At 62.4% G+C, this 26,218-nt stretch carries 19 protein-coding genes, 1 tRNA gene and 1 other annotated feature; of the genes, 13 read left to right on the top strand and 7 right to left on the bottom strand.

All coding sequences use genetic code 11. The features are described 5' to 3' along the window. Window positions 1-180 precede the first annotated feature (180 nt). Entirely contained in the window at window positions 181-3,618 is a 3,438-nt protein-coding gene (gene pyc / locus ACM62R_RS10770; RefSeq protein ID WP_415184055.1) for a pyruvate carboxylase, read from the bottom strand. Window positions 3,619-3,776: 158 nt separating this feature from the next. Here pyc and ACM62R_RS10765 point away from each other — a divergent pair, with 158 nt between their 5' ends. Then, complete coding sequence (locus ACM62R_RS10765) at window positions 3,777-5,225, top strand: TrkH family potassium uptake protein (RefSeq protein ID WP_415184054.1); 1,449 nt, start codon at window positions 3,777-3,779, stop codon at window positions 5,223-5,225. Window positions 5,226-5,350: 125 nt separating this feature from the next. Here the strand turns inward: ACM62R_RS10765 and ACM62R_RS10760 are convergent, their stop codons facing one another. Next, window positions 5,351-7,111: a trypsin-like peptidase domain-containing protein gene (locus ACM62R_RS10760; protein ID WP_415184053.1), complete on the bottom strand. Its 1,761-nt coding sequence runs from the start codon at window positions 7,109-7,111 to the stop codon at window positions 5,351-5,353. A gap of 172 nt (window positions 7,112-7,283) precedes the next feature. Between ACM62R_RS10760 and ACM62R_RS10755 the strand changes: the two genes are divergently transcribed. The 10 genes from ACM62R_RS10755 (at window position 7,284) to ACM62R_RS10710 (ending at window position 19,029) form a co-directional block, all read left to right on the top strand. Next, window positions 7,284-8,204 carry a glycine--tRNA ligase subunit alpha gene (locus ACM62R_RS10755; RefSeq protein ID WP_415184052.1) on the top strand — a complete coding sequence of 307 codons (921 nt, stop codon included), beginning with the start codon at window positions 7,284-7,286 and terminating at the stop codon, window positions 8,202-8,204. Next, window positions 8,201-8,677, top strand: a complete 477-nt coding sequence (locus ACM62R_RS10750; protein ID WP_415184051.1) for a DUF6446 family protein — start codon at window positions 8,201-8,203, stop codon at window positions 8,675-8,677. Before ACM62R_RS10755 ends, ACM62R_RS10750 begins: the two co-directional genes overlap by 4 nt. Continuing rightward, window positions 8,678-10,786, top strand: coding sequence for a glycine--tRNA ligase subunit beta (gene glyS / locus ACM62R_RS10745; RefSeq protein WP_415184050.1), 2,109 nt, complete (start codon window positions 8,678-8,680; stop codon window positions 10,784-10,786). Between the two features lie 158 nt (window positions 10,787-10,944). Further along, a complete protein-coding gene (locus ACM62R_RS10740; protein WP_415184049.1) occupies window positions 10,945-13,488 on the top strand; it encodes a putative PEP-binding protein in 2,544 nt (847 codons plus the stop codon). Between the two features lie 232 nt (window positions 13,489-13,720). Then, complete coding sequence (locus tag ACM62R_RS10735; protein WP_415184048.1) at window positions 13,721-14,404, top strand: cell wall hydrolase; 684 nt, start codon at window positions 13,721-13,723, stop codon at window positions 14,402-14,404. A gap of 91 nt (window positions 14,405-14,495) precedes the next feature. Continuing rightward, window positions 14,496-15,416 (top strand): dihydroneopterin aldolase, encoded by a 921-nt coding sequence (locus tag ACM62R_RS10730; protein WP_415184047.1) that lies wholly within the window; start codon window positions 14,496-14,498, stop codon window positions 15,414-15,416. A gap of 39 nt (window positions 15,417-15,455) precedes the next feature. Beyond that, window positions 15,456-16,475 carry a dihydropteroate synthase gene (folP, locus tag ACM62R_RS10725; RefSeq protein ID WP_415184046.1) on the top strand — a complete coding sequence of 340 codons (1,020 nt, stop codon included), beginning with the start codon at window positions 15,456-15,458 and terminating at the stop codon, window positions 16,473-16,475. After that, complete coding sequence (glmM, locus tag ACM62R_RS10720) at window positions 16,472-17,809, top strand: phosphoglucosamine mutase (RefSeq protein ID WP_415184045.1); 1,338 nt, start codon at window positions 16,472-16,474, stop codon at window positions 17,807-17,809. The genes folP and glmM overlap by 4 nt, the downstream gene beginning before the upstream one ends. 88 nt (window positions 17,810-17,897) lie before the next feature. Then, window positions 17,898-18,902 carry an NAD-dependent epimerase/dehydratase family protein gene (locus tag ACM62R_RS10715; RefSeq protein ID WP_415184044.1) on the top strand — a complete coding sequence of 335 codons (1,005 nt, stop codon included), beginning with the start codon at window positions 17,898-17,900 and terminating at the stop codon, window positions 18,900-18,902. A 50-nt stretch (window positions 18,903-18,952) separates the two neighbouring features. Further along, window positions 18,953-19,029 (top strand) — tRNA-Met (locus ACM62R_RS10710). 72 nt (window positions 19,030-19,101) lie between these two features. On the opposite strand, the gene ACM62R_RS10705 is transcribed toward ACM62R_RS10710, so the two are convergent. Continuing rightward, window positions 19,102-19,446 (bottom strand): winged helix-turn-helix domain-containing protein, encoded by a 345-nt coding sequence (locus ACM62R_RS10705; RefSeq protein WP_415184043.1) that lies wholly within the window; start codon window positions 19,444-19,446, stop codon window positions 19,102-19,104. Window positions 19,447-19,556: 110 nt separating this feature from the next. Continuing rightward, window positions 19,557-19,616: a sequence feature (sul1 is cis-regulatory element that is thought to sense ions involved in sulfur or methionine metabolism; They are found in Alphaproteobacteria), on the top strand. Window positions 19,617-19,668: 52 nt separating this feature from the next. Here ACM62R_RS10705 and ACM62R_RS10700 point away from each other — a divergent pair. Both ACM62R_RS10700 and ACM62R_RS10695 read left to right on the top strand, forming a co-directional pair. Further along, window positions 19,669-21,159: a SulP family inorganic anion transporter gene (locus ACM62R_RS10700; protein ID WP_415184042.1), complete on the top strand. Its 1,491-nt coding sequence runs from the start codon at window positions 19,669-19,671 to the stop codon at window positions 21,157-21,159. A 10-nt stretch (window positions 21,160-21,169) separates the two neighbouring features. After that, window positions 21,170-22,024: a universal stress protein gene (locus ACM62R_RS10695; RefSeq protein WP_415184041.1), complete on the top strand. Its 855-nt coding sequence runs from the start codon at window positions 21,170-21,172 to the stop codon at window positions 22,022-22,024. A 3-nt stretch (window positions 22,025-22,027) separates the two neighbouring features. Here the strand turns inward: ACM62R_RS10695 and ACM62R_RS10690 are convergent, their stop codons facing one another. Genes ACM62R_RS10690 through ACM62R_RS10675 form a run of 4 tightly spaced genes read right to left on the bottom strand, consistent with a single transcriptional unit; the run spans window position 22,028 to window position 26,218 of the window. Then, on the bottom strand, window positions 22,028-23,452 hold the full coding sequence (locus tag ACM62R_RS10690; RefSeq protein WP_415184061.1) for a gamma-aminobutyraldehyde dehydrogenase: 1,425 nt from the start codon (window positions 23,450-23,452) through the stop codon (window positions 22,028-22,030). Window positions 23,453-23,479: 27 nt separating this feature from the next. Next, window positions 23,480-24,286, bottom strand: coding sequence for an ABC transporter permease (locus ACM62R_RS10685; RefSeq protein ID WP_415184040.1), 807 nt, complete (start codon window positions 24,284-24,286; stop codon window positions 23,480-23,482). Next, window positions 24,276-25,229, bottom strand: a complete 954-nt coding sequence (locus ACM62R_RS10680) for an ABC transporter permease (RefSeq protein ID WP_415184039.1) — start codon at window positions 25,227-25,229, stop codon at window positions 24,276-24,278. Before ACM62R_RS10680 ends, ACM62R_RS10685 begins: the two co-directional genes overlap by 11 nt. After that, window positions 25,226-26,218 (bottom strand): ABC transporter ATP-binding protein, encoded by a 993-nt coding sequence (locus ACM62R_RS10675; RefSeq protein ID WP_415184038.1) that lies wholly within the window; start codon window positions 26,216-26,218, stop codon window positions 25,226-25,228. Before ACM62R_RS10675 ends, ACM62R_RS10680 begins: the two co-directional genes overlap by 4 nt.

Below are 26,218 nucleotides of genomic sequence, written 5' to 3'. Positions count from 1 at the left end.
CCGCTCCAGCGGCGGATCTTCTGTCGAAGATATTTTCGAGACAAAACTCACCTGATCTCTCCTTCCGAGAATGCGTCAAGTGTCTTGTCTGAAAAGGAATGTTGGCCGCAGTGCGGCCTACCGAAGCGATCATTTTAACATTTAGCGTCAGGGGCTGGGGCGGACAGCCCCCCTTTCACGCTATTCGTCGAACTCAACCAACAGATCTTTCGCGTCGATCTGCTGGCCCGGCTGCACATGCACCGCAGTAATCACCGCAGTGCGGTCGGCGTGAATGCCCGTTTCCATTTTCATCGCCTCGATGGTCAACAGCATGTCGCCCGCGTTTACCTTTTGCCCGACGCGAATTGAGATGGCCGCAACCACTCCGGGCATCGGTGCGCCGATATGGGCGGGGTTGCCCTCGGTCGCCTTTGGGCGTGCGGCGGTGGCCGATCTGACGGCGCGGTCGGGAACGCGGATCACGCGCGGCTGGCCGTTCAACTCAAAGAATACCCGTGCTTCGCCATCGTCGGTGGTATCGCCAATCGCTTGCAGTCGCACCTCAAGCGTTTTGCCGGGGTCGATCTCGGCGCTGATCTCTTCCCCGGCCACCATCCCGTAAAAGAACGTCCCGGTGGGCAGGGTGCGCACCGGCCCATAGACGCGGTGGCGGCCCATGTAATCCAGAAACACCTTTGGATACATCAGATAGCCGGCAAGATCCTCGTCATCGACGGCAAGGCCATTCAACGCCGCCGACAGCGTCGCGCGCTCTGCCTCCAGGTCAACCGGGGCCATGCCTGCGCCGGGGCGAGTCGTGATTGGCTTCTCGCCCTTCAGCACCTTGGCGCTGATGCCCTCGGGCCAGCCGCCCGGCGGTTGACCAAGGTTGCCGTGCAGCATGTCGATAACGGAATCGGGGAAGGCCAGATCGACGTCCGGGTCTTCGACCTGGGCGCGCGTCAGCCCCTGCGAGACCATCATCAGCGCCATATCCCCCACGACTTTCGATGAGGGCGTAACCTTGACGATATCGCCGAACATCTGGTTGGCGTCGGCATAGGCCTGCGCCACCTCTTGCCAGCGGGCCTCAAGACCCAGGCTGCGGGCCTGCGCCTTCAGATTGGTGAACTGCCCCCCCGGCATTTCATGCAGCCAGACCTCGGAGGCGGGGGCCTCAAGCCCGGATTCAAAGGCGCGGTACTGATCGCGCACGCCTTCCCAGTAATTCGAGATCTGCCGGATCGCCGCAATATCAAGGCCGGTGTCGCGGTCCGTGTGGCGCAGCGCCTCGACGATCGAGCCAAGGCAGGGCTGCGAGGTGCCCCCCGAAAACGCATCCATCGCGGCGTCAACCGCATCCACCCCCGCCTCGGCGGCGGCCAGCACCGTGGCCCCGGCAATGCCGCCGGTGTCGTGGGTGTGAAAGTGGATCGGCAGGCCGACCTCGTCTTTCAGCGCGCGGATCAGCACGCGTGCCGCGGCGGGTTTCAGAAGGCCGGCCATGTCCTTCAGGCCCAGAATATGCGCGCCCGCCGCCTTTAGATCGCGGCCCATGGTGACGTAATAGTTCAGATCATATTTGGCGCGGTTCGGGTCCAGAATATCGCCGGTATAGCAGATCGTGCCTTCGCAGACCTTTTCCGCCTCAAGCACCGCATCCATTGCCACGCGCATGTTTTCGACCCAGTTCAGGCTGTCGAACACGCGAAACACATCGACCCCGGTCTTGGCCGCGCGGGCGACAAAGAACTGCACCACATTGTCAGGGTAATTGGTGTAGCCAACCCCGTTCGAGGCCCGCAAAAGCATCTGCGTCATCACATTGGGCAGCCGTTCGCGGATGTCGCGCAGGCGCTGCCAGGGGCATTCCTGCAAGAATCGGTAGGCCACATCAAAGGTCGCGCCGCCCCAGCACTCGATGCTGAATAGATCGGGCAGGTTGGCGGCATAGGCCGGTGCGACCCGTATCATGTCGATTGACCGCATCCGCGTGGCCAGAAGCGACTGGTGGCCATCGCGCATAGTGGTGTCGGTGATCAGGAGTTTGGTCTGTGCCGCCATCCAGTCGGCCACGGCCTGAGGGCCTTTTGTCTGCAACAGGGTCCGTGTGCCGGGGGCGGGCGTGGCCCTTGGGGCTGGCGGTTTCGGGGTGCGCGCCTCGGCGGGCGGTTTGGCGCGGCCGGCGGTTTCGGGATGCCCGTTGACGGTGATGTCGGCGATATAGGTCAGGATCTTGGTCGCCCGGTCGCGGCGCTTTTTGAAGGTGAACAGATCAGGCGTCGTGTCAATGAATTTGGTGGTGTAGGTATTGTCCAGAAACGTCGGATGTTTCAGCAGATTTTCCACAAAGGCGATATTGGTGGACACGCCGCGTATCCGAAATTCGCGCAAGGCCCGGTCCATCCGTGCGATGGCCTGGGTAGGTGTTTGCGCCCAGGCTGTGACCTTGACCAACAGGCTGTCGTAATAGCGCGTGATCACCCCGCCCGAATAGGCCGTGCCGCCATCCAGACGGATCCCCATGCCGGTGGCCGAACGGTAGGCGGTGATCCGGCCATAGTCGGGGATGAAATTGTTCTGCGGGTCTTCGGTCGTTACCCGACATTGCAGCGCGTGACCCGAAAGGGTGATGTCTTCTTGCCGTGCGGCGCCGGTTGCCTCGGCCAATGTGGCGCCTTCGGCAATCTTGATCTGGCTTTGCACGATGTCGATGCCGGTGACTTCTTCGGTCACGGTATGTTCGACCTGAACGCGCGGGTTCACCTCGATAAAGTAAAACTGCTGGTTATCCATATCCATCAAAAACTCGACCGTGCCGGCGTTTTGATAGCCCACCGCACGGCCGATTTTCAGCGCCAGCGCGCAAACCTCGGCGCGCTGATCGTCGCTGAGGTAGGGGGCAGGGGCGCGTTCGACGACCTTTTGGTTGCGCCGCTGCACGGTGCAGTCGCGCTCATAGAGGTGGTAAAGGTTCCCATGCGTGTCGCCCAGAAGTTGCACCTCGACGTGGCGCGCGCGCAGGATCATCTTTTCCAGATACCCCTCGCCGTTGCCAAAGGCGGCCTCGGCCTCGCGCCGGCCTTCGCGGATCTTTTCGGCCAGCTCATCGGGGCCATGGATCGGCCGCATCCCCCGCCCGCCACCGCCCCAGGATGCCTTGAGCATCAGCGGATAGCCTACCGCCGCCGCCTGTTCGCGGATCAGATCGAAATCCTCGGCCAGCACATCGGTTGCCGGGATCACCGGCACCCCAGCCTTGATTGCCACCTGCCGGGCGCTGGCCTTGTCGCCCAAGGCGCGCATCGTATCGGCGCGCGGGCCGATGAAGGTGATACCCGCAGCCGCGCAGGCCTCGACAAAATCGGGGTTTTCCGACAGCAGCCCATAGCCCGGATGAATTGCATCCGCGCCGCTTTCCTTTGCCACACGGATGATTTCTTCGATGCACAGATAGGCGCCCACCGGCGACAGGCCCGCGCCGATGCGGTAGGCCTCGTCCGCCTTGAAACGGTGTAGCGACAGCTTGTCTTCCTCGGCGTAGACGGCAACGGTTTTTTTGCCCAGCTCATTGGCGGCGCGCAGCACCCGGATGGCGATTTCGCCGCGGTTGGCGATCAGAATTTTGGAAAACATCTTGCGCTGCCCTTATGAGTTGACGATTGGGACGAACCTTAGGGACGCTGCGTTGCAGCGCAAGTTGTTTTCGCGCGGGGGTAACGAATCTGCACCGCAAGAAGCCGCGCTGCCCTAGCAGGCTTGACAGGCACCGCGCCGCACAGCATCCAAGGCGGATGATCGACTTTCGCCCCGTCGGATATGTGATTGGCCTTTTGGTTGCGGTCCTTGGGCTGGCGATGTTGATCCCTATGGCTGTTGATGCGCACGCGGGGGATCCGCATTGGCGCGCGTTTTTGGAAGCGTCTTTCATTACCGTTGTTTCCGGCGGCCTTTTGGCAATGGCTTCGCAAAATGCCCTACGCAAGACGTTGAGTTTGCAGCAAAGTTTTTTGCTGACCTCAGGGGTTTGGCTGACGCTGCCGTTCTTTGGGTCGCTGCCCTTCGTGATTGGTGCGCCGGGTGCCAGTTTTACCGACGCCTATTTTGAGGCGATGTCGGGAATGACCACGACCGGCACGACCGTTTTTCTGCGTATTGATGATTTGCCGCTGGGCACCAACCTGTGGCGCGGCATCCTGCAGTGGCTTGGCGGATTGGGGATTGTCATCGTGGCGATGATCTTTTTGCCGGTGATGAAGGTCGGCGGGATGCAGTATTTCCGCTCGGAGGGATTCGACACGCTGGGCAAGATCCTGCCCCGCGCGATGGATATTTCCACCGCGATGATCCGCATCTATGTGGGCCTGACGATGCTATGCGCTGCGGTCTATGCGGCGCTGGGAATGACGGCTTTTGATGCGGTCATGCATTCCCTGACCACCATGAGCACGGGCGGCTTTTCCAGTTATGACGCCAGTTTTGCGGTTTATCGGGGGGCACCGGAATATGCGTCCTCGCTGTTTATGGTGTTGGCGTCGCTGCCGTTCATCCGCTTTATCCAGTTGACGCAGGGCAATGTCGTGCCGCTTTGGCGCGATGTGCAGGTGCGGGCCTATCTGCGTTGGATCGGCTATGCGGTGGCGATCATCGTGGCCTACCGGATGCTGCGCCACGAGGCGGCGTTCTGGCCCACGCTGCGCGAGGTTACCTTTAACGTCATCACCATTTTTTCCGGCACCGGCTATTCGTCCGAGGACGTGACAACCTGGGGACATCTGGCGTTTGTGGTGTTGATCATCAGCGGGTTGATCGGCGGCTGCACCGCGTCAACCGGTTGTTCGGTAAAGGTATTTCGCTACCTGATCCTGTTTGAGGCGGTCAAGACCCAGATCCGCCGTCTTTATAGCCCGAACCGGGTGGAACTGGTGCGCCTTGACCATCGCCCTGTTGATACAGAGGTGGTCAATTCGGTCATGGCGTTCTTTACCATGTTCATTCTCAGTTTCGGGTTGCTGATCGTGGGCCTGTCGCTGACCGGGCTGGAAACCAAGACCGCGCTGACCGCTGCCTGGACGGCGATTGCGAACGTGGGGCCTGCCTGGGGGCCGGAAGTGTCGGGGAATGGCGCGGTGAACCAGTTTCCGGCTACGGCAAAATGGCTCATGATTGGCGGTATGTTTATTGGCCGGTTGGAGCTGTTGTCGGTTTTCGTGCTGCTGCTGCCGCGTTTTTGGCGTAACTGATAGGGCGGGCGGCGGGTTTGCTGGCAGGGGCGGTCGAGAGGCTGCCCAACTCAGTCACAATCCATAAAGCACAATAATGCGGCCTCGGGTGGCCGCAATGCCCGTTCTTCACCGCCCCAAGGCCATCAGTTCCAGCACGACACCTGAACCGTCATCCCCAACGCCTGGCGCGATAGATCTTCTACCGCGAGCGCGCCGCTTCCTTGCGCTGCCGCCAGCGTGAAGCCTCTTTCAGCCAGCATCGGCACCATTGCCGCCGATTGCAGTGCCACTGCCAGATCGGCAGGCAGGTGTTGGCCCCCGTCAGCCGTTTGCGGCATCAGCATGCCGATGACCGCACCGCTGGCATTGAACAACGGCCCCCCCACATCCCCCGCGCGCGCGCTCAGCGCCAACCGGGCCAAGCCCGGCTCTCCGGCAAGGCCGCGTAGATCCAGCAGTTTGCCAAAGGTCAGCACCGGGGCGCTTAGCGCCTCGGGGTAGGGGTAGCCCGCCACCGCAACTTCTGTATTCAGCCGGGTTGCGTCGGTCTGGAATTTGGCCACCGCCATTGGCGCCAGAATGTTGCGCGGGGTCAGCACGGCAATTTCCAGCGTGGGATCGGCCAGGGCCAGATCAAACTCGGTTCCGTCGACAGTAATGCGATTACAGGCGCTCAGACCCGCAGCCGCCGTCAGGACTGTGCCTTTGGCGTCCATGTAAAACCCCGACTGCGCCAAAACCGGTTTGCGCACATCAAGCCCTACCAACAGATCAGCGCGCGTTTCTGCCAGGGGTTGGCCCAGCGTATCATCAAGCGCGGTATCGCCCAGGCTTTTGAAACTGCCCTGCATCGCCTTCAGCACGCGTTCCATCCGCTTCGCGTCTTTCGCCGGGTAGATCAGGGTAAAGCCCTTGATCAATCCGCCGCGCAGCGTAACCTCGGTATGCGAGTGGATCCGGTCGTTCTGCCCGGTCAGCGTAAAGCCGTTGCGCGACCGTTCGCGCGCACCCTCCAGCGGCACGATTTCCAGCGTTTGCATCACATCATATAGGCCAAACAGCGTGTTCTGGTCCCCCTGCTGCGAAATCAGCAGCACCCGGACCCCAGAGCCGTCTTTTTCATTGTAATGCACGAAAGGCGGGTCGTAATGGTCAAACTTCACAAGACCCATCGGCATTTCGACCGCGATGGCCGCTTGGGCATCTTCAACCAGCGTCAGGCCAAGGGCGGCACGTTCGCCTTCATAGGCGGCAATCAGGTCGGCACGTTGGCGGCTGGCCAGAACGCCCGTGGGCTCATGGCCGTTCGCGGACTGCCAGGCGGCAATGCTGTTGCGGGTGCCAGGGCCAAAGGCGCCGTCGATACCTGCGGTGTAAAAGCCCTTCCACTGCAACGCGGTCTGGATCAACTCGCGTTCCGGGCGGGTCAAGGCGGCTTCTGCGGCGCGGGCCTCGGCCAGGGTTTCAACGGGTGCGGCCAGCCCCTCGGGGGTGGCTCTATCGGGGGTCGGCGTTGCGGTTGCGTCGGGCATCGTGGCCGGGTCAACGGTGACCTCGGGCTCGGGTTGCGGCTGCAATGCCGCGCCCACGGGCCAGAACTGCTGGCGGTAATTGCGCCCGTCCGACAGGTAGCTGTCGGAAGGGATCATCCGCTCGCCGCGCAGCACTTGCAGCTTTTGCGCGGCCACATCGTCTGAGAATGGGCCCAGCGTCACCGCATACCAGCCGGTCGACATCACAAAGCCGCTGATATCGGGCAGCGTTTCAGCCCAGGCACGGGCGCGCGCCTCGCCTTCGCGCAACGAGGGTTGCGCCTCGATCTGCACCCAGGCGTTCTGCGCCATTGCGCCGCCTGCGCAGACCGAAAAAACCGCGACCAGGATCGCCCGTGTCAACCAACTCATTCCCGAAACCCTTTTCCCTTTTGCGCCTTGCGCCTTGGGGCCGCAAACTAACAGGGTTCTTGGCGGCGTCACCCCAAAAAACCGTCCATTTGGGGCAATGCCCGCCTTTCGGGCAATTGACCCTTCGCCGCCCCTTGCCTAGGAAGGGGGCGCTTTCCTCATAGGTGCAAACATGACCCAGACCCCGCCACGTTCCTTTCAGGAAATCATCCTGCGACTGATGAGCTATTGGGCCGGCAAAGGCTGCGCGATCTTGCAACCCTATGACATGGAGGTGGGGGCGGGCACTTTTCACCCGGCAACGACCCTGCGCGCGCTGGGTCCGAACCCTTGGGCGGCGGCCTATGTGCAACCCTCGCGCCGCCCGACAGATGGGCGCTACGGTGAAAATCCGAACCGGTTGCAGCATTACTATCAGTATCAGGTGCTGATCAAACCCAGTCCCCCCGATTTGCAGGCGCTATATCTGGGTAGCCTTCAGGCCATCGGCATTGATCTGGCGCTGCATGACGTCCGCTTTGTCGAGGATGACTGGGAAAGCCCGACCCTGGGCGCGTGGGGCCTGGGCTGGGAGGTTTGGTGTGACGGTATGGAAGTGTCGCAGTTCACCTATTTTCAGCAGGTTGGGGGCCATGATTGCCACCCCGTCGCGGGCGAGTTGACCTACGGGCTGGAACGGCTGGCGATGTATGTGCTGGGTGTGGATCACGTCATGGACATGCCCTTCAACGACCCTGACGCGCCGATCCCGTTGAAATACGGCGATGTTTTTCGCCAGACGGAACAGGAATATTCGCGCTGGAACTTTGATCAGGCCGATACGGCGATGCTTTTGCAGCATTTCAAGGATGCCGAGGCGGAATGTGAACGCATCCTTGCAGCACCAGATACCGATGGGGCAGGGCGCCGCATCGTCATGGCGCATCCGGCCTATGACCAGTGCATCAAGGCCAGCCACCTCTTCAACCTTCTGGACGCGCGCGGTGTGATTTCGGTCACCGAACGGCAGGCCTATATTGGCCGGGTGCGCGCATTGGCTAAGGCCTGCGCCGATGCGTTCGTCACGACCAACGCGGGCGGGGCGGCGGCGTGAATGGCAAATACGTCGGGGGCTTCATCGTGCTGAGCGCGCTTTTGACCGGGGCGACGGTGTACTACCTTCAGGTATACGGCTTTTACAAAACCTTGCCCGCCGATGCGCCCGCCGCTGAAATCCGCCTGACCTCCATCACCACCGGCCAGCCGGAACCGATCCTGGCCGAGGCGTTTGAGGGGATTGACGCAGAAAGCTCTCCGCTGCGGTTTCGGGGATGCTTTACCACGCCCATGTCGCTGGCGCTGCTAAGCGAAACCTACACCGTCTATGATCAGGCCACGCCGCTGAACGCGCCCGGCTGGTTCACCTGTTTTGACGCCGCCCGGATCGGTCAGGATCTGGAAACCGGCGCCGCCCTTGCCTTTTTGTCCGAACATGAGGTCCATCCGGGCGTTGACCGGATTGTAGCCGTCTACCCCGATGGCCGCGCCTTTGCCTGGCATCAGCTGAACGAGAATGCGGAGAAATAAATGCCCGATCTTCTGATTGAACTGTTCTCGGAAGAGATCCCCGCGCGGATGCAGGCGCGGGCACGCGACGACCTGAAAAAGTTGATAACCGACGGTCTGGTTACCGCCGGGCTGACCTATGCCTCGGCGGGCGCGTTTTCCACCCCCCGCCGCCTTGTGCTGACGGTCGAGGGGCTGACCGCCCAAAGCCCAACCCAGCGCGAAGAACGCAAAGGCCCCAGTGCCAGCGCCCCCGATGCCGCGATCAACGGGTTCTTGCGCTCAACCGGGCTGACGCGCGATCAGTTGCAATTACGCGATGACAAGAAAGGTCAGGTGCTGTTTGCGGTAATTGAACGCCCGGGCCGCCCTGCCGCGCAGATTGTGGCCGAGGTGCTGGAAAGCGCCATCCGCAATTTTCCCTGGCCAAAGTCGATGCGCTGGGGGGCTGGGACTTTGCGTTGGGTGCGGCCGCTGCACAGCATCCTATGCCTGCTGACCGATGAGGCGGGGGCCGAGGTCGTGCCCCTGACCATTGACGGGATCACTGCCGCAAACACCTCGCAAGGCCACCGTTTCATGGCGCCGGGCCCGATCTTCGTGACCGGGTTTGATGATTACCGCGCCAAACTCAAACACGCCTATGTCTTGCTCGACAGTGCCGAACGCGAAGCCATGATCTGGCATGACGCGCAAAATCTGGCCTTTGCACGCGGACTTGAACTGGTTGAAGACAAGGCGCTTTTGTCCGAGGTCGCCGGGCTCGTGGAATGGCCCGTGGTGCTGATGGGCGCGATTGATGACGCCTTTCTCGCGCTTCCGCCCGAGGTGCTGCAAACCAGCATGCGCGAGCACCAGAAATTCTTTTCGGTGAAACACGCGAAAACTGGCCAGATCGAGGGGTTTGTTACCGTCGCCAACCGCGAAACCGCCGACAATGGTGCCACTATTCTTGCGGGCAATCAAAAGGTGCTCTCAGCCCGCCTGTCGGACGCCAGATTCTTTTGGGAAAATGATCTGCGTCTGGTCAAATCCGAAGGGCTGGAAGGGATGGGCGCGGGGCTGGCCCAGGTGACATTCCACAACAAACTCGGCTCACAGGCCGACCGCGTGGGCCGGATCGCCGCGCTGGTACGCGAAATCGCCCCCCTTGTCGGCGCCCCCCCCGACCTTGCCGCCGAGGCCGCCCGCGTCGCCAAGGCGGACCTGCAATCCGCGATGGTCGGTGAATTTCCGGAACTGCAAGGCACGATGGGCGGCTACTATGCCCGCGCCGCCGGCCTGCCCGGCGCGGTGGCGAACGCCTGCAAGGCGCATTACTCGCCGCTGGGCCCATCCGACGACGTGCCGACCGAGCCTGTCAGCGTCGCCGTGGCGCTGGCCGACAAGCTCGACACCCTGACCGGGTTCTGGGCGATTGACGAGAAACCGACGGGTAGCAAGGACCCCTTCGCGCTGCGCAGGGCGGCGCTGGGGGTTATTCGGTTGGTGTTGGGGAATGGGGTGCGCTTGCACCTCAATGACGTTTTCAAAGAGGCCGACGATCTTTTTCCTGAGGAAATCAAATCTGGCGAACTCGTCGCGGAAGACGCTGAACCTTACGCGCATAGTCTCCTCACTTTCTTCCACGACCGCCTCAAGGTTCACCTTCGGGACCAAGGCATCCGCCATGACGTCATCGACGCCTGCCTTGCCATGCCCGGCAACGACGACCTCACGCTTTTGGTGAAACGGGCCGAGGCACTTGCAGCCTTTCTGAAAACCGATGACGGCGAGAACCTGATCCAGGGCTTCAAACGTGCCAACAACATCCTGACCCAGGCCGAGGCCAAGGACGGCGTCGAATACAGCTATGGCGCCGATCCAAAATTTACCGAAAACACCGAAGAACGTGCGCTGTTTGCGGCCCTCGACGCCGCCGAGGCCGCGATTGCCCCTGCGATGGCATCCGAGGGTTTCGCCGCTGCCATGGCTGCCATGGCCTCCCTGCGCGCGCCCATCGACGCCTTTTTCACCGCCGTGCAGGTCAATTCCGACAACCCAGTCGTGCGCCGCAACCGCCTGAACCTTCTCAGCCGGATCCGTCAAATCTGCTTGACCGTGGCCGACCTCAACCGCATCGAGGGCTGACCCCGCGGCTTTTCGTTGGCGCAAATACTCCCGCCGGAGGCGTCTTGCCCCTGCAATGGGCGCGCCTTTGGGCGCGGGATGGCACAACAACGCTGAATGCAGCCCTTGCGGCGAATCGCTTTCGCCTTATGCTGCGGGCGACAACAGGATTCGCTGCAATGCAGAAATATGCCGACTTCGTCGAATTTACCGATGTAACCCCTTCCGCGGCGCTTAGTGTGGCGCGGCATGGCTGGCGTGCAAAATGTCTTCAGCGCCTGATCCGGCTTGATCTGCCGGTGCCCCGTACCGTGGCTCTTCCCGCTGACACCGTGCGCGCGATTGCGGCAGGCCAGTTGCCCGACACAGAAAAACTTGTAGCGGTTTTCGGGAATGACCTTCTGGTTTCGGTGCGCAGCAGCCCCGAAAATCCTGATTGGGGTGGTCCGGGCACGGTGCTGAACGTCGGCATGAACTCGGATCGCCACGCGGCCCTGACCGCCAGCCACGGGGCCGAGGCGGCAGATGCGCTTTACCTTGGTTTCGTGCAAAGCTTTGCCACCCATGTCGCGCGGCTTGATCCTGATATGTTCATGGCCCCAACCGGGCCGACTGCGCTGGCCACTGCCCTTGCGGCGTACGAATCCGAAACTGACACGCCTTTCCCCCAGGACCCCGCGCGGCAACTGTCCGATGTGCTGCGCTCGATGGCGCGCGCGTGGGAAGGAACGACGGCGCGGCTGTTGCGTCAGGCCAAGGGCGCCCCTGCCGAGGCCGCATTGGGGCTGGTGGTGCAAAGCATGGCGCTGGGCATCGGGCCGGGGCTGTCGGGATCGGGAACCATGCAGTTCGTCGACAGCATTACCGGCGCGGCCCAGATTACCGGGCGCTTTCGCGGCCAAAGTCAGGGGCGCCGGGCTGCGATTGCCACGCTTTATCTGACCAAGGACGCGCGCGGCACCTCGCTGGAAGAGACCTCCCCCGAGGTTTTTGCCGAACTCGTGGCCTATGGCGCCGCCTGCCGTAAAAAACTGCGCGATGAGATGCAGTTGGAATTCACCATCGAAAGCGGCCGCATTTCCGTTATTGATGCGGCGCGGGTGCAGCGGTCCAGTCGGGCGGCGGTAAAAATCGCGGTGGCCCTGGCCAAGGACGGTATCATCAGCCGGGCAGACGCGCTGCTTCGGGTTGAACCGCGCGCCTTGTCGGAATTGCTGCACTATCAGGTTGACCCGCGCAGCAAACGTGACCGGGTTGCCCATGGTATCGCGGTCAGTCCAGGCGCGGCGACCGGACGGATCGTTTTTACCGCCGCCGCAGCCCAGGCCAGCGCGGCCCGGGATGAGGCCTGTATTTTGGTGCGCCGCGAAACCGCCCCCGAAGACATTCGCGGTATGCACGCCGCCGTTGCAGTGCTGACCGAACGCGGCGGTGTCACCAGCCACGCTGCGGTGATTGCGCGTGGCTTGGGGCTGCCCTGTATCGTTGGGGCGTCGGACATCCGGTTGAACGCGCGTGATCGTAGCCTGACGCTGGCGGACGGGCGCCTTTTGCGCGAAGGCGATGTGATTACCGTTGACGGCTCTAACGGCGAGGTGCTTTTAGGGGCTGCGCAGATGCTGGAACCGGCGCTGGATGATGGGTTTCGCACCCTGCTACGCTGGGCCGACAATGTTCGCGATATCGGTATCCGCGCGAATGCGGACACCCCTGACGACGCCCGCACCGCCCGTATGTTTGATGCCGAGGGCATCGGCCTTTGTCGCACCGAACACATGTTTTTTGACGAAGATCGCCTGACCGTAATGCGCGAGATGATCTTTGCCGACACAAGCGCCGATCGAAGGGTGGCTCTTGAGCGCCTTTTGCCCATGCAGCGCGCTGATTTCACGGCTCTTTTTGGCATCATGGCGGGCTTGCCCGTCTGTATTCGGTTGTTTGATCCGCCACTACACGAATTTCTGCCCCATGACCGCGAAGGCATGCGCGAACTGGCCGAGGCGTTGGATCGCCCCTTGTCGGATGTGACGCGCCGGGTCGAGGCCTTGAGCGAATTCAACCCGATGCTGGGCATGCGGGGGGTGCGGTTGGGGATCACCATCCCCGAAATTTATGAAATGCAGGCCCGGGCGATTTTCGAGGCGACGGTTGAGGCCAGCAAATCGGGGGATCCGGTCGTTCCCGAGATCATGATCCCCCTGGTCAGCGCGCAGCGCGAGGTCGAGCTGGTCAAATCGCATATCGATGCCGTTGCGGCGGCTGTCAAAACCGAAATGGGGGCCGAATTCACCTACCGCCTCGGGGTGATGGTCGAGACGCCGCGGGCCGCGCTTCGCGCCGGAGAGATTGCCAGGCACACGGATTTTCTATCATTTGGAACCAATGACTTGACCCAAATGACCTATGGGCTTTCGCGCGATGACGCGGGGCGTTTCATGGGCTCTTATGTGTCTCAGGGCGTATACGCCGAAGACCCTTTTCATATTCTGGATGTTGAAGGTGTGGGCGAGCTGTTGCTGATCGGGGCCTCGCGCGGGCGCGAAACCCGCCCCAAAATGACGATTTCGGTTTGTGGGGAACACGGCGGCAACCCCGAATCAATCGCATTTTGCCGGGCCGCAGGGTTTGATTATGTCTCTTGTTCACCGTTTCGGGTGCCGGTGGCGCGGCTGGCGGCGGCACATTTCGCCCTGTTGGACCCAAAGGGCCGCGACCGGGATTGATCGCCCGTCTGGTGGCAGTGGGGCCATGTATATATGGTGTATTCTGGCTTTTGCCGGGCGTTCGTTACCGCTAGGATGCGCTTTTTGTACGAATCGGTTCGGCAGAATCCTGCCGTTTTTCGGGCCGAAACCGTGATATTTTTATCACACTGGTGGACTCGGCGGCACTTTTTCGGGTAATGCGCCACGGTCGCAGCGTTTGTTGCGGCGATGTCCTTACTGGAAAGAGAACATGTCAGTGCTGAAAAGCTGGGCAGGCGGCGCGATCGTGCTTCTGGCCCTCGCCGGAGGCTTGCGTGCCGAAGTCACGGTAAGCCAGTCCAACAACCCTGTCGCCGCTGTCGACACGGGGCTTGTGGCCCTTCTGGGCCAGGAACGCGCGGGTCTTGAGGCCATACCCGCAGGTCGCTTGGCCGCGATCACCACGGTGAAGAATAAGCCCGCCAAAGGCAAGGCTGCATCCCCCCTGACGCTTAGCCGCGAGTGGCTGGCAAGTCAGCCTGCCGCAACCGGCGATGAGCAATTTCAATGCCTCGCCAATGCGCTTTACTTTGAGGCGCGGGGCGAAAGCATTGCCGGACAGGCCGCCGTGGCCGAAGTAATCCTGAACCGGGTCGACGATGCGTCCTATCCCGGTTCGGTTTGTGGTGTTGTAAATCAGGGCAATTCACGCGGCTGCCAGTTTTCCTTTGTCTGCGATGGCCGCGCCGATCGCGTCAACGACACGGCAACCTACGCCCGTGTGGCCAAGATTGCCCGCGTAATGCTGGATGGCGCGTCGCGCGATCTGACGGATGGGGCGACGCATTTTCATACGCCGGCGGTGCGTCCTGCCTGGTCGCATCGTTTCACACGCACAGCGCAGATCGGATCGCATATCTTTTACCGCTCTCCGATGCGCACCGCGTCAAACTGACTTATACCGGGCGGCATAAGAATAATCGCAGATGGGGGCTGGCTGTTGCCGGCCCCTTCTCTATGATCCGCGCAAAACCAGCGGGGCCCCGATGACCAGTGATATTTCCCTTGCCTTTGCCCATCCCGAGGAACGTGCCGAGGCGTCGGCGGGGGCTGACCCGCGGGACCGGATCAGTCTGCGCGACCATGTGGCGCTGGCCGATATCGGGGCTTTTCAGCAAGAGCGGGGCCAGACGCAGCGGCTACGCTTCAACATCGTGGTCGAGGTGCGTCCCGTGCCCACGCCGCTGGAGGATGATGTTGATCGGATCCTGTCGTATGACCGCCTGACCGAAGCCATCGCATACGAGCTTGCGGCGGAACGGTTGAACCTGCTTGAAACACTGGCCGCGCGGGTGGCAGAGCGGATATTGGCGGCACCGCAGGCAATGCGGGTGTTTGTGCGTATTGAAAAGCTGGACCGGGGGCCGGGGGCGCTGGGGGTCGAGATTGTGCGGTCGCGCGCCGCTGACCCGGTGCAGACCGTGGGCGACGATGGGGCCGAGGCGGCGTTGCATCCGGTCGTGGTGTTCTTGTCGAATGCCGCGATTTGCGGCGCGGATCTGACCGCGCGGCTGGATGCGCTTGAGGCCAGCGGTCTGCCGGTAATCCTGACCGTTGGCCTGCCCGAGGGGGCGGTGCCGCAGACCGGCCACCGCCCGACGCAACGCCGGATCGACCTTCTGGCAATCGAGCAGAACGCCTGGGTGCTGGCCGCGCGCGATCCGCGCTGCGTGGTGGTGGCAACCCGGACCGAAATTGACTGGGCGATGCGGCACCAGAAGATGATCGTCTGGGCACCGTCCAAGATCGTGCTGGATGCGGTCGACGGGCCAACGGCCGCCGCATCGAACGCGGTGGCGCTGGCGCTGTGGCTGGCCGAACAGATGGCCGCAACCCGGCTTGAGCTTCACGGGGATGTTTCAGCCCCGGCAGGAAGCCGCGTGCCGATCAACCGGGTCGGGCGCTGAGCCTTGCCAAGCCGCCCGCAATCGGGTGAAACGCGGCGCATGGATAAACTCTATTACCGCCCAATCGTTCAAACCGACGCGCTGCGCCCGAAAGACGCGCGGGTGCTGGCGGGGGGCTGGGGATGGTTTGCCTCGGTCGAGGTGCTGAGCCGCGCCGGATCGCGGGGCGAAATGGCGGCGCACGATCTTCCCGCGCCCATTGCGGCCAGGCTGACCGCGCCGCGCGCGCCCTTGGCGGGGCTGGTGTTTGATCGCCCGCGGATCATGGGCATCCTTAACGTGACGCCGGACAGCTTTTCGGATGGCGGTCGGTTCAACACGCCTCAGCGCGCACTGGCACAGGCCATGGCGATGGCGGCGGCGGGCGCTGACGTTCTGGATATCGGCGGCGAATCCACCCGTCCCGGTGCCGCCTTTGTTGCGGATGCCGATGAGATCGCGCGCACAGCACCTGTCATTTCGGCGTTGCGGGCGGGGGGCTTTACGGGCGCAATCTCGGTTGACACGCGCAAGGCCGCGGTGGCGCGGGCCGCGCTGGCGGCGGGGGCGGATCTGGTCAATGATGTGTCGGCACTGGGCCATGATGCGAGGATGGCCACTCTGATCGCGCAAAGCGGCGCGCCTGTCTGCCTGATGCACGCGCAAGGCACGCCGCAGACCATGCAGTTAGCGCCCCGTTATGACAATGTGCTGCTGGATGTATATGACTACCTTGAGGCGCGGCTGACGCTGGCCGAGACAGCGGGGATTGTCCGCAACCGGATTCTTGTTGACCCCGGCATCGGCTTTGGCAAAACCGAGGCGCATAACCTGACACTGCTGCGGGGCCTGAGCCTGTTTCACGGTCTGGGTTGCGCGGTTTTGCTGGGCGTATCGCGCAAACGCTTTATCGGCAGTATCGGTGGTGCCGAGGTGGCCGAGGACCGCGCCCCCGGCACCTTGGCGCTGACGCTGGCGGGGCTGTCGCAGGGGGTGCAGATGCACCGGGTTCATGATGTGGCCGAGGTCGCCCAAGGGGTGCGCCTGTGGCAGGCGGTAACGATAGGAGACAGGGTATGACGCGCAAGCTTTTTGGCACCGATGGGGTGCGGGGCCAAGCCAACAGCTGGCCGATGACGGCAGAAATGGCACTGAAACTCGGGGCTGCCGCCGGCCGTTATTTCCGCCGTGACGGGCGCAATGCCCACCGCGTGGTGATTGGCAAGGATACGCGGCTGTCAGGCTATATGCTGGAAAACGCGCTGACTGCGGGCCTGACCAGCACCGGGATGAACGTTTTGTTGCTGGGCCCGGTGCCAACCCCTGCGGTCGGATTCCTGACCCGCAGCATGCGCGCCGACATCGGCATCATGATTTCGGCCAGCCATAATCCGGCCGAGGACAACGGTATCAAGTTTTTCGGACCTGACGGGTTCAAACTCTCGGATGAGGCCGAGGCCGAAATCGAACAGATCGTCGGCTCTGCGATCACCCCCGCCCAGCCGCAAAACATTGGCCGCGCCAAGCGGATTGATGACGGCTTGGGCCGCTATATCGAATACGCCAAGACCACGTTTCCCAGAAGGGGGCAGTTGGCAGGGCTGAAAGTCGTGGTTGACTGCGCCAATGGTGCCGCCTACCGCGCCGCCCCCGAAGTACTGTGGGAATTGGGCGCCGAGGTGATACCGGTCGGCGTGGCGCCAAACGGCCACAATATCAACGACCGCTGCGGATCGACCCATACCGACACCGCCGCCGAGGCGGTGGTCGCGCACGGTGCCGATCTGGGCATCAGTCTTGATGGCGACGCTGACCGGGTGATGATCCTCGATGAAACCGGGCGCGTGGCGGACGGCGACCAGATCATGGCGCTGCTGGCTGCCCGTTGGGCCGACGCGGGGCAGTTGCGCGGCGGGGCATTGGTGGCAACCGTGATGTCCAACCTTGGGCTGGAGCGGTTTTTAGAGGGGCGGGGCCTGCGTCTTGAACGCACAAAGGTGGGAGATCGCTATGTGGTTGAACGGATGCGCGCGGGCGGCTTCAACCTTGGCGGCGAGCAATCGGGCCATATCGTGATGACCGATTACGCCACGACCGGGGATGGATTGATCGCCGGGCTACAGTTTTTGGCCGCAATGGTTGAGACGGGCGAGCGCGCCAGCGACCTCGTGCGCCAATTCGAGACGGTGCCGCAAATGCTGACAAACGTCCGTTACGCCGCCGGGCAAGAACCGCTGAGCGCAGCGTCGGTGCAGGCGGCAATTGCCGATGCCGAGGCCCGTTTGCAGGGTAAGGGGCGGTTGTTGATCCGAAAATCGGGGACCGAGCCCCTAATTCGTGTCATGGCTGAATGTGAGGATGACGCGATTTTGGGCGATGTCGTGGGCGGCATCGTAGCCGCATTGTCGGCGTGAAGTATGGCGCGGGTTTCCTTGACCAGGGTGCCCGTGCTTTATTGCCGCGTATTTAGGGCGGTGCGCGGTATAATCACAGGGTGGATCCATGCGGTGTATTTATGTGACGGGGACGGCAGGTTTTATCGGATTTCACCTGGCTGAGCGGTTGCTGGCAGAGGGCTTTCGGGTGCATGGTTTTGATGGCATGACGCCATATTATGATGTGGATCTGAAACGAAACCGTCATGCAATCCTGCGTCGCCATCCGAATTTTTCCGCAACAGAGGCCATGCTGGAAGATGAGGCCGTTTTGATGGCCGATATAGCCGATGTCGGGCCAGAGATGATTGTGCATCTCGCGGCACAGGCGGGGGTTCGCTATAGTCTTGAGGCGCCGCGAAGCTACCTGTCGGCCAATATCGACGGCACTTTCAACGTTATGGAGGCGGCCCGGATAGCCAAGGTAAAGCATCTGCTGATTGCATCGACCTCGTCGGTATATGGCGCCAACACCCAGATGCCCTACCGCGAAATCGACAAGGCCGACAGCCAGGTATCGCTATATGCTGCCACCAAGAAAGCGTCTGAGGCGATGAGCCATGCCTACGCTGATCTGCACGCCATCCCCACCACCTGTTTTCGCTTCTTTACGGTTTACGGCCCATGGGGGCGGCCCGACATGGCGCCGATCAAGTTTACCCGTGCGATACTCGCCGGCGAGCCGATTGATGTTTACGGCCACGGCCAGATGTTTCGTGATTTCACCTATGTCACCGATCTGGTGCGCGGGATCCGGCTGTTGCTGGATCAGGTGCCCGAACGCGGCAAGCCGGTGTCCGAGGCCGACAGCCTGTCACCCGTGGCACCCTGGCGGGTGGTCAATATCGGCAATGGTGAAAAGGTGGCGCTGGGTGATTTCATCGCTGCGATCGAAGAGGCGTGCGGTGTCACCGCCATACGCAACTATATGGAAATGCAAAAGGGCGATGTGCGCGCAACCTGGGCTGACAACCGCCTTTTACAGCAGTTGACCGGGTACCGGCCGCAAACGGCGCTGCGCACGGGCATCGCGCAATTTGTGACATGGTATCGAAGCTATTACGGAATTTGAACGCAAGCCCTTGACGGGTTCGGAAGCCTCGCTTAGGAACGCGGGCGAATGGCGAGGTAGCTCAGCTGGTTAGAGCACGCGACTCATAATCGCGGGGTCGGGGGTTCAAGTCCCCCCCTCGCCACCATTCTTTCATCTTGCGCAATGCATTGAAAGCCATCGCTTCTTGTGGGTTTTCAAGGCTGTTTCCGTGACCGGTTCAATCCTTCAAAAGGGTGGTCAGGCCGTCGATTTGCGCCGCGCCCGCGTCGCTGACCACGGCTTCAAGCGCGCGGTAATGGGCCAGCACCTGCGCGCCCGCTTCGGTCAGGCGCGCGCCGCCGCCTTGCGGGCCACCTCTGGTGCTGTCGATCAGCGGGTCGCGGAAGGCGGCGTTCATCGCTTCGACCAGCATCCAGGCGCGTTTATAGCTCATCTTCATCTTTCGACCCGCCGCCGAGATCGAGCCTTCTGCCGCGATCGCCTCCAGCAGGTCGGCCTTGCCGGGGCCGAACATGAAGTCTTCTCCGAAATAAAGCCGCAGGCGCAGGCGTGTCAGATCCATCTGGCTCTCCTTGGGTTGGCTGCATGATGCGGCCCAAGGCGGCGGGGCGCAAGATGCCTGCGGGTGCCGGGTTGGCATTTGCGGTCATGTCCGGTATTGGGCGGGCCTCATCAGGACCCTGGCGCACGCGCTTTGGGTGGCTCTTCCGGCCGCCGATCCGCCGGATAATTTATTGGTAGCCCCAGGGCGCAAACGCGCGCCGGGCCGGACAACAGGACTTTCATGATCTCAATCGACACCTACCGCGCCGAGTGGTTCGGCAATATCCGGGGCGACATCCTGTCGGGGCTGGTGGTGGCCCTCGCGCTGATTCCCGAAGCGATTGCCTTTTCGATCATTGCGGGGGTGGACCCGAAAGTAGGGCTTTACGCCAGCTTCTCGATCGCGGTGATTACCGCCTTTGCGGGGGGTCGTCCGGGGATGATTTCGGCGGCGACGGCGGCGACGGCGGTGCTGATGGGAAGCCTTGTGAAGGCGCATGGGCTGGATTACCTGCTGGCGGCTACGGTCATGGCGGGACTGTTGCAGATGGGCGCGGGGGCGCTGCGGTTGGGCCGGGTCATGCGGTTTGTGTCCAAATCGGTGATGACGGGGTTTGTGAACGCGCTGGCGATCTTGATTTTCATGGCGCAACTGCCGGAACTGGACCCGGCGCGGGTGGGCGCGCTGACCTATGCGCTGGTCGCCGCTGCGCTGGCGATCATCTATCTGCTGCCTCGGCTGACCACCGCAGTACCCTCGCCGTTGGTTACTATCGTGGTGCTGACGGCGCTGACGCTGGCCTTTGGCTGGGATGTGCGCACGGTGGGCGATATGGGCGATTTGCCTGATGCTTTCCCCAGTTTTCTGATACCCGATGTGCCGCTGACATTCGAGACATTGACGATCATCCTGCCCTATTCCATCGCGGTCGCGGTGGTCGGGCTGTTGGAAAGCCTGATGACGCAGCAGATTGTCGATGATCTGACCGACACCACGTCCAACCGGACGATGGAATGTGTGGGGCAGGGACTGGCCAATGCGGCGACCGGGTTTATCGGTGGCATGGCCGGTTGTGCGATGATCGGTCAGTCGATGATCAACGTGAAATCCGGCGGGCGGGGGCGGCTTTCAACCTTTATGGCGGGGGTGATGCTGTTGTTCCTGATCGTGGTTCTGGGCGATTGGGTGGGTCAGATACCCATGGCGGCGCTGGTAGCGATCATGATCATGGTTTCGATCGGGACGTTCAGCTGGTCGTCGATCAAGCATCTGCGCACGCATCCGAAATCGTCTTCGGTGGTGATGCTGGCGACGGTGGCTTTCGTGGTCTTTACCCATAACCTGGCGATTGGCGTGCTGGTCGGGGTGCTTTTGTCGGGGATCTTCTTTGCGGGCAAGATCGCGCAGCTGTTCCGAGTGCACTCCACCCTGTCTGCCGATGGCCGTGAACGGGTCTATGTGGTCGAAGGGCAGCTTTTCTACGCCAGCGTCGAAGATTTCATGGCCGCCTTCGATTTCCGCGAGGCGTTGGAGCGGGTAACGATTGACGTATCGGCCGCCCATATCTGGGATATTTCTTCGGTGGCCGCGCTGGATATGGCGGTGCTGAAATTTCGCCGCGAAGGGGCCGAGGTGCAGATCGTCGGCATGAACGCGGCCTCTGAAACCATTGTTGACCGGCTGGCGCTGCATGACAAACCCGGCGGCATGGACCCATTGGGCACGCATTGAGGAGAGACGGATGAGTGACAAGATCATCGCGCTGGTGGATGGCTCGATCTATTCACATTCGGTTTGTGACCATGCGGCTTGGGTCGCCACGCGCGCCGGGGCGCCGGTAGAGGTTATGCATGTGCTGGCCCGCCCCGAGGGTGTTGCGGGGGCGGATCTGTCGGGTTCGATCAGGCTGGGCGCACGCACCGCCCTTTTGCAGGAACTGGCCTCGCTGGATGAAAAGCGCGCCAAGCTGATGCAACACCATGGCCGCGCCCTGTTGGATGACGCGAAAGCGCGGGTCGAGGCGGCGGGTGTGCGCGACGTTTCCACAAGGCTGCGCCACGGTGACATCGTTGAGGCGGTGGCCACGCAAGAGGCCGGGGCCGCAATGATCGTGATCGGCAAACGCGGCGAGGCTGCGGATTTTGCCAAGGGGCATCTGGGCTCGAATCTGGAGCGGATCGTGCGCGCCAGCCATAAACCGGTGCTGGTAGCCTCGCGCGCGTTTCGGGCGGTGGGCACGGTGCTGGTGGCCTGCGACGGGGGGGCTTCGTCAACGAAGGCGGTGGCGCATGTGGCGCAAAGCCCGGTCTATGCCGGGCTGTCGGTGACGCTGGTCTGGGTTGGCGCTGACACTGCCGAGGCGCAAAAGGTGCTGGCGGATGCGCTGGCGATCATGCGTGCCGCCGGGGCCAAGGCCGAAACGCTGGTCTTGCCCGGCCAGCCCGACACAGCGCTAGGCGCGCATGTCGAGGTGGCGGGCGTTGATCTGGTGGTGATGGGCGCCTACGGTCATTCGCGTATCCGCAGCCTGATCATCGGGTCGACCACGACCGCGATGGTGCGGTCGTGCAAGGTGCCGGTGGTTCTGGTGCGCTAGGGTCTAGCCGTGTTTGACCATGACGTGACGCACGACCGAATAATCCTCTAGCGAATAGCTGGACAGGTCTTTGCCATAGCCTGATTGCTTCAACCCGCCATGCGGCATTTCATTAACCAGCATGAAATGGGTATTGACCCATGTGCAGCCATAGCGCAGCCGCGCAGCGGTTGCCATGGCGCGGCCCACATCGCGTGTCCAGACCGAGGAGGCAAGCCCGTAGTCGCTGTCATTGGCCCATGTAACCGCCTGTTCCACATCGGAAAATGGTGTGATCGACACGACCGGGCCAAATACTTCGCGGCGCACAATTTCATCTTGCTGGCGCGCGCCCGCAACCACGGTGGGGCGATAGTAGAACCCCTGATCCATCGGCGCGCCGCCGGCGGTAATCTCGATATGCGGCAATTCGCGGGCGCGTTCGACAAAGCTGGCCACACGGTCACGCTGGCGCAGTGAAATCAGCGGGCCAATTTCATTGGTGCTGTCATCTGCGGCGCCAAGGGTGATCGAGGATGCAGCCGCGGAAAGATCGGCCACCAGCCGTTCATAGATCTTTTTGCCCGCATAGATCCGGCAGGCAGCGGTGCAGTCCTGACCCGCGTTATAAAAGCTGAAGGCGCGCAGCCCCTCGACGACCTCGCTGATATCGGCGTCGTCAAAGACCACGACCGGGGCCTTGCCCCCCAGTTCCAGATGGGTGCGTTTGACGGTTTTCGCGGCCGCATCCAGCATCTTTTTACCCGTTGCCACATCGCCGGTCAGCGAAATCATATCCACACCGGGATGGTTGATCAGGGCGTTGCCCACCGTATGCCCGCGTCCGGCGATGATGTTGACCACGCCTTCGGGCAGCAGATCGGCCAGTATCCGCGCCAGTTTAAGCGCCGTCAGCGGGGTTTGTTCTGACGGCTTGAACACCACCGTGTTGCCGGCGCCAATCGCTGGTGCCAGCTTCCACGCCATCATCATCAGTGGGTAATTCCACGGCGCAATCGAGGCCACGACCCCGATCGGATCGCGCCGCACCATTGAGGTGTGACCCGCCATGTATTCGCCCGCGATCATGCCGTGCTGGTTGCGCACAGCCCCCGCGGAAAAGCGAAAGCAATCAACGATTGCGGGAATTTCGTCGTTCAGTGCGGCGTTGATCGGTTTGCCGCAGTTCAGCGCCTCAAGGGCTGCAAAGCCGGCCGCGTCGGCCTCGATCCGGTCTGCGATACGCAGCAGGATGGCTGAGCGTTCGGCCGGGGGGGTGCGCGACCAGCCCTCAAAGGCGGCGCGCGCGGCGGCCACGGCGCGGTCGATCTGCGCCGATGACGCCTCGGGGATGTCCAGCAGCGCAGCCCCGGTGCGCGGGTTGAGGATCGTTTCGGGCGTCTCCGCCCCGGCCTCGAACGCGTTGCCGATCAAAAGTGTGGTGGCGATGGTCTTGGTATCCATGGAAACGTTCCTTTATTTGCCGCCGCCAGCCGTTTCATGGCCAGTGCGGGTCAGGTAATAGGCGATAAGGATCGGCACGAAAGTGGCGGCGAAAACCACGATGGCGACGACATTGGTGACGGGGCGTTGGCGGGGGCGAACCAGTTCGTTCAGCATCCAGATGGGCAGGGTCGATTGCTGGCCCGCGGTGAAGGTGGTCACGATCACCTCGTCAAATGACAGCGCAAAGGCCAGCATCCCCCCCGCCAGCAGCGCCGACCCGAGGTTGGGCAGGATCACATGCCAAAACGTCTGAAAGCCGTTTGCGCCCAGGTCCAGTGACGCCTCGACCAGGGGGCCGGACAGGCGGCGAAACCGGGCTACGGCATTGTTGTAGACGATGACGATGCAGAAGGTCGCGTGGCCCAACACAATGGAAAAAGTCGAAAACGGAATATCCATGACCGAGAACGCCGAGCGCAGCGACATGCCGGTGATGATGCCGGGAAGCGCGATGGGCAGCAAAATCAACAGGCTCATCTGATCGCGCCCGAAAAACCGCGCCCGCGACATTGCAGCGGCGGCAAACGTGCCCAGCACCAGCGCCATGGTGGTGGATATCGCGGCAACCCGCAGCGACAGGTAAAGCGGCGGCCAGATATCGGCGCGGCTCCATGCCACGCCAAACCATTTCAGCGTCAGGCCGGGGGGCGGAAACTGATAGGTGCGTTCCTCCGTGGTAAAGGCGTAAAGGAAGATCAGCACGATCGGCAGGTGCAAGAACAACAGCCCGCCAATAGCGGCCAGCGTCAGGCCACGGGGGGCACGGTCAGAGCGCATCGAAGGCCCCCTGTCTTTTTGCCAGCGTAAGATACACCAGCATCACCACAATCGGCACCACCGCAAAGGCGGCGGCCAGGGGGATATTTCCGGCGGTTCCTTGCAACTGATAGACCGCCTGCCCGATAAACAGCCGCGAGGAGCCCACGATCTGCGGGATGATGTAATCCCCCAGCGTCAGCGAAAAGGTAAAGATCGACCCGGCAATCACCCCCGGCATTGCCAGCGGCAAGATCACCTTGCGCAGCGTCTGCCCGGATGTCGCCCCCAGATCGGCCGAGGCCTCAAGCATGGATTTCGGAACCCGCTCCAACGCCGCCTGCATCGGCAGGATCATGTAGGGCAGCCAGACATAGACAAAGACCAGAAAGGTGCCGATGTAACTGGTGGACAGGGAATTTCCGCCCACCACCGGCAGCGCCAGTGCCGCGTTCAGCAACGGGGTGGCCCCCACGCTATCGGCGGCCCAGGTGATGATACCTTCTTTGGCAAGGATCAGTTTCCAGGCATAGACCTTGACCAGATAGCTGGACCAAAGCGGCAGCATGATCCCCAGATAGAACGCCGCCTTCCAGCGGCCCCGTGCATAGCGCGCCGCGTAATAGGCGATGGGAAAGGCCAGCACGGCCGAGGCCAGCGTGACGCTTGCCGCCATTGTTGTGGTGCGGATGATGATGTCCAGGTTTGCCGGGCGGAACAATTCGCCGTAGGTGCGCAGGGTAAATTCCTGCACGACGATGCCGGAAAATTCGTCAATGGAATAAAAGCTTTGCAGCAACAGCGCGGCCAGCGACCCCAGATAAACCACCCCCAGCCAGATCAACGGTGGCGCGATCAGAAGGGCGGTCAATAGACGCGGGCGGCGCCAGAACAGACCGGTCAACCGGTCGCCCAACCCCCGTGTGGGGTGGCTGACAGATTGCAATGCGGGTGCGGCGGTCATGCTTCCTCCATCAGGTGAAGGGCCTCGGGGGGGAAGGTCAGGCCCACGTCGCTGCCGGGGGCGGGCAGGGGCTGGCCGGTCGGCACCAGGGCCGCAACCTCAAAGCCGGGCAGGGCGATGGTCAGCCGCGTGCCCGCCCCCAGATACCGCAGGCCGGTCACGGGGCCATTCAGCGGCGCACCTGCCGCCGGGGCAAGGCGCAGGGCCTCGGGGCGCAGGCTGGACCAGCGGGCGGGGCCGCCCAGACGTTGGGTTACCTCGGGCGGCAACACGTTTGAGGAGCCGACGAAATCGGCCACAAAGCGGGTGCGGGGGCGGTCGTAAATATCGGCGGGGGTGCCGATCTGGGCGATCTTGCCGTTGGAAAATACGGCCAGCCGATCGGCCATCGACAGGGCCTCGCCCTGATCGTGGGTTACAAAAACAAAGGTAATGCCAAGGCGCTTTTGCAAGGCTTTCAGTTCGTCCTGCATCGCCTCGCGCAGCTTCAGGTCCAACGCCCCCAGCGGCTCGTCCAGCAGCAACACGCGCGGCTGACCCACCAGCGCACGCGCCAACGCGACGCGCTGGCGCTGCCCCCCCGATAGCTGCCCCGGCTTGCGGTCGGCAAAGTTGTCCAGCTTGACCAGCGCCAGCATTTCCTCGGCGCGGGCGTAGCGGGTGGTACGGCTTTCGCCGCGCACCATCAGGCCGTAGGCCACGTTGTCGCGCACATTCATATGCGGAAACAGGGCGTAATCCTGAAACACGGTGTTCACCTGCCGAAGGTTCGGCGGCACCGTGCCCATATCCTGGCCAAAGATGCGCACCTGCCCGGCATCGGGTTTTTCAAAGCCCGAAATCAGCCGCAGGCAGGTGGTCTTGCCCGACCCCGAAGGTCCGAGCATCGCAAAGAACGAGCCTTCCTCGATCGTCAGATCGACGTGATCGACGGCCAGGATCGGGCCGAAACGGCGCAGAACGCGCTGAAATTCTACCGCATGGGTCAT

It is taken from the genome of Phaeovulum sp. (assembly GCF_047638075.1).
Classification (GTDB): Bacteria; Pseudomonadota; Alphaproteobacteria; order Rhodobacterales; family Rhodobacteraceae; genus UBA6197.
This window is presented reverse-complemented; position numbering and strand designations above follow the sequence as displayed.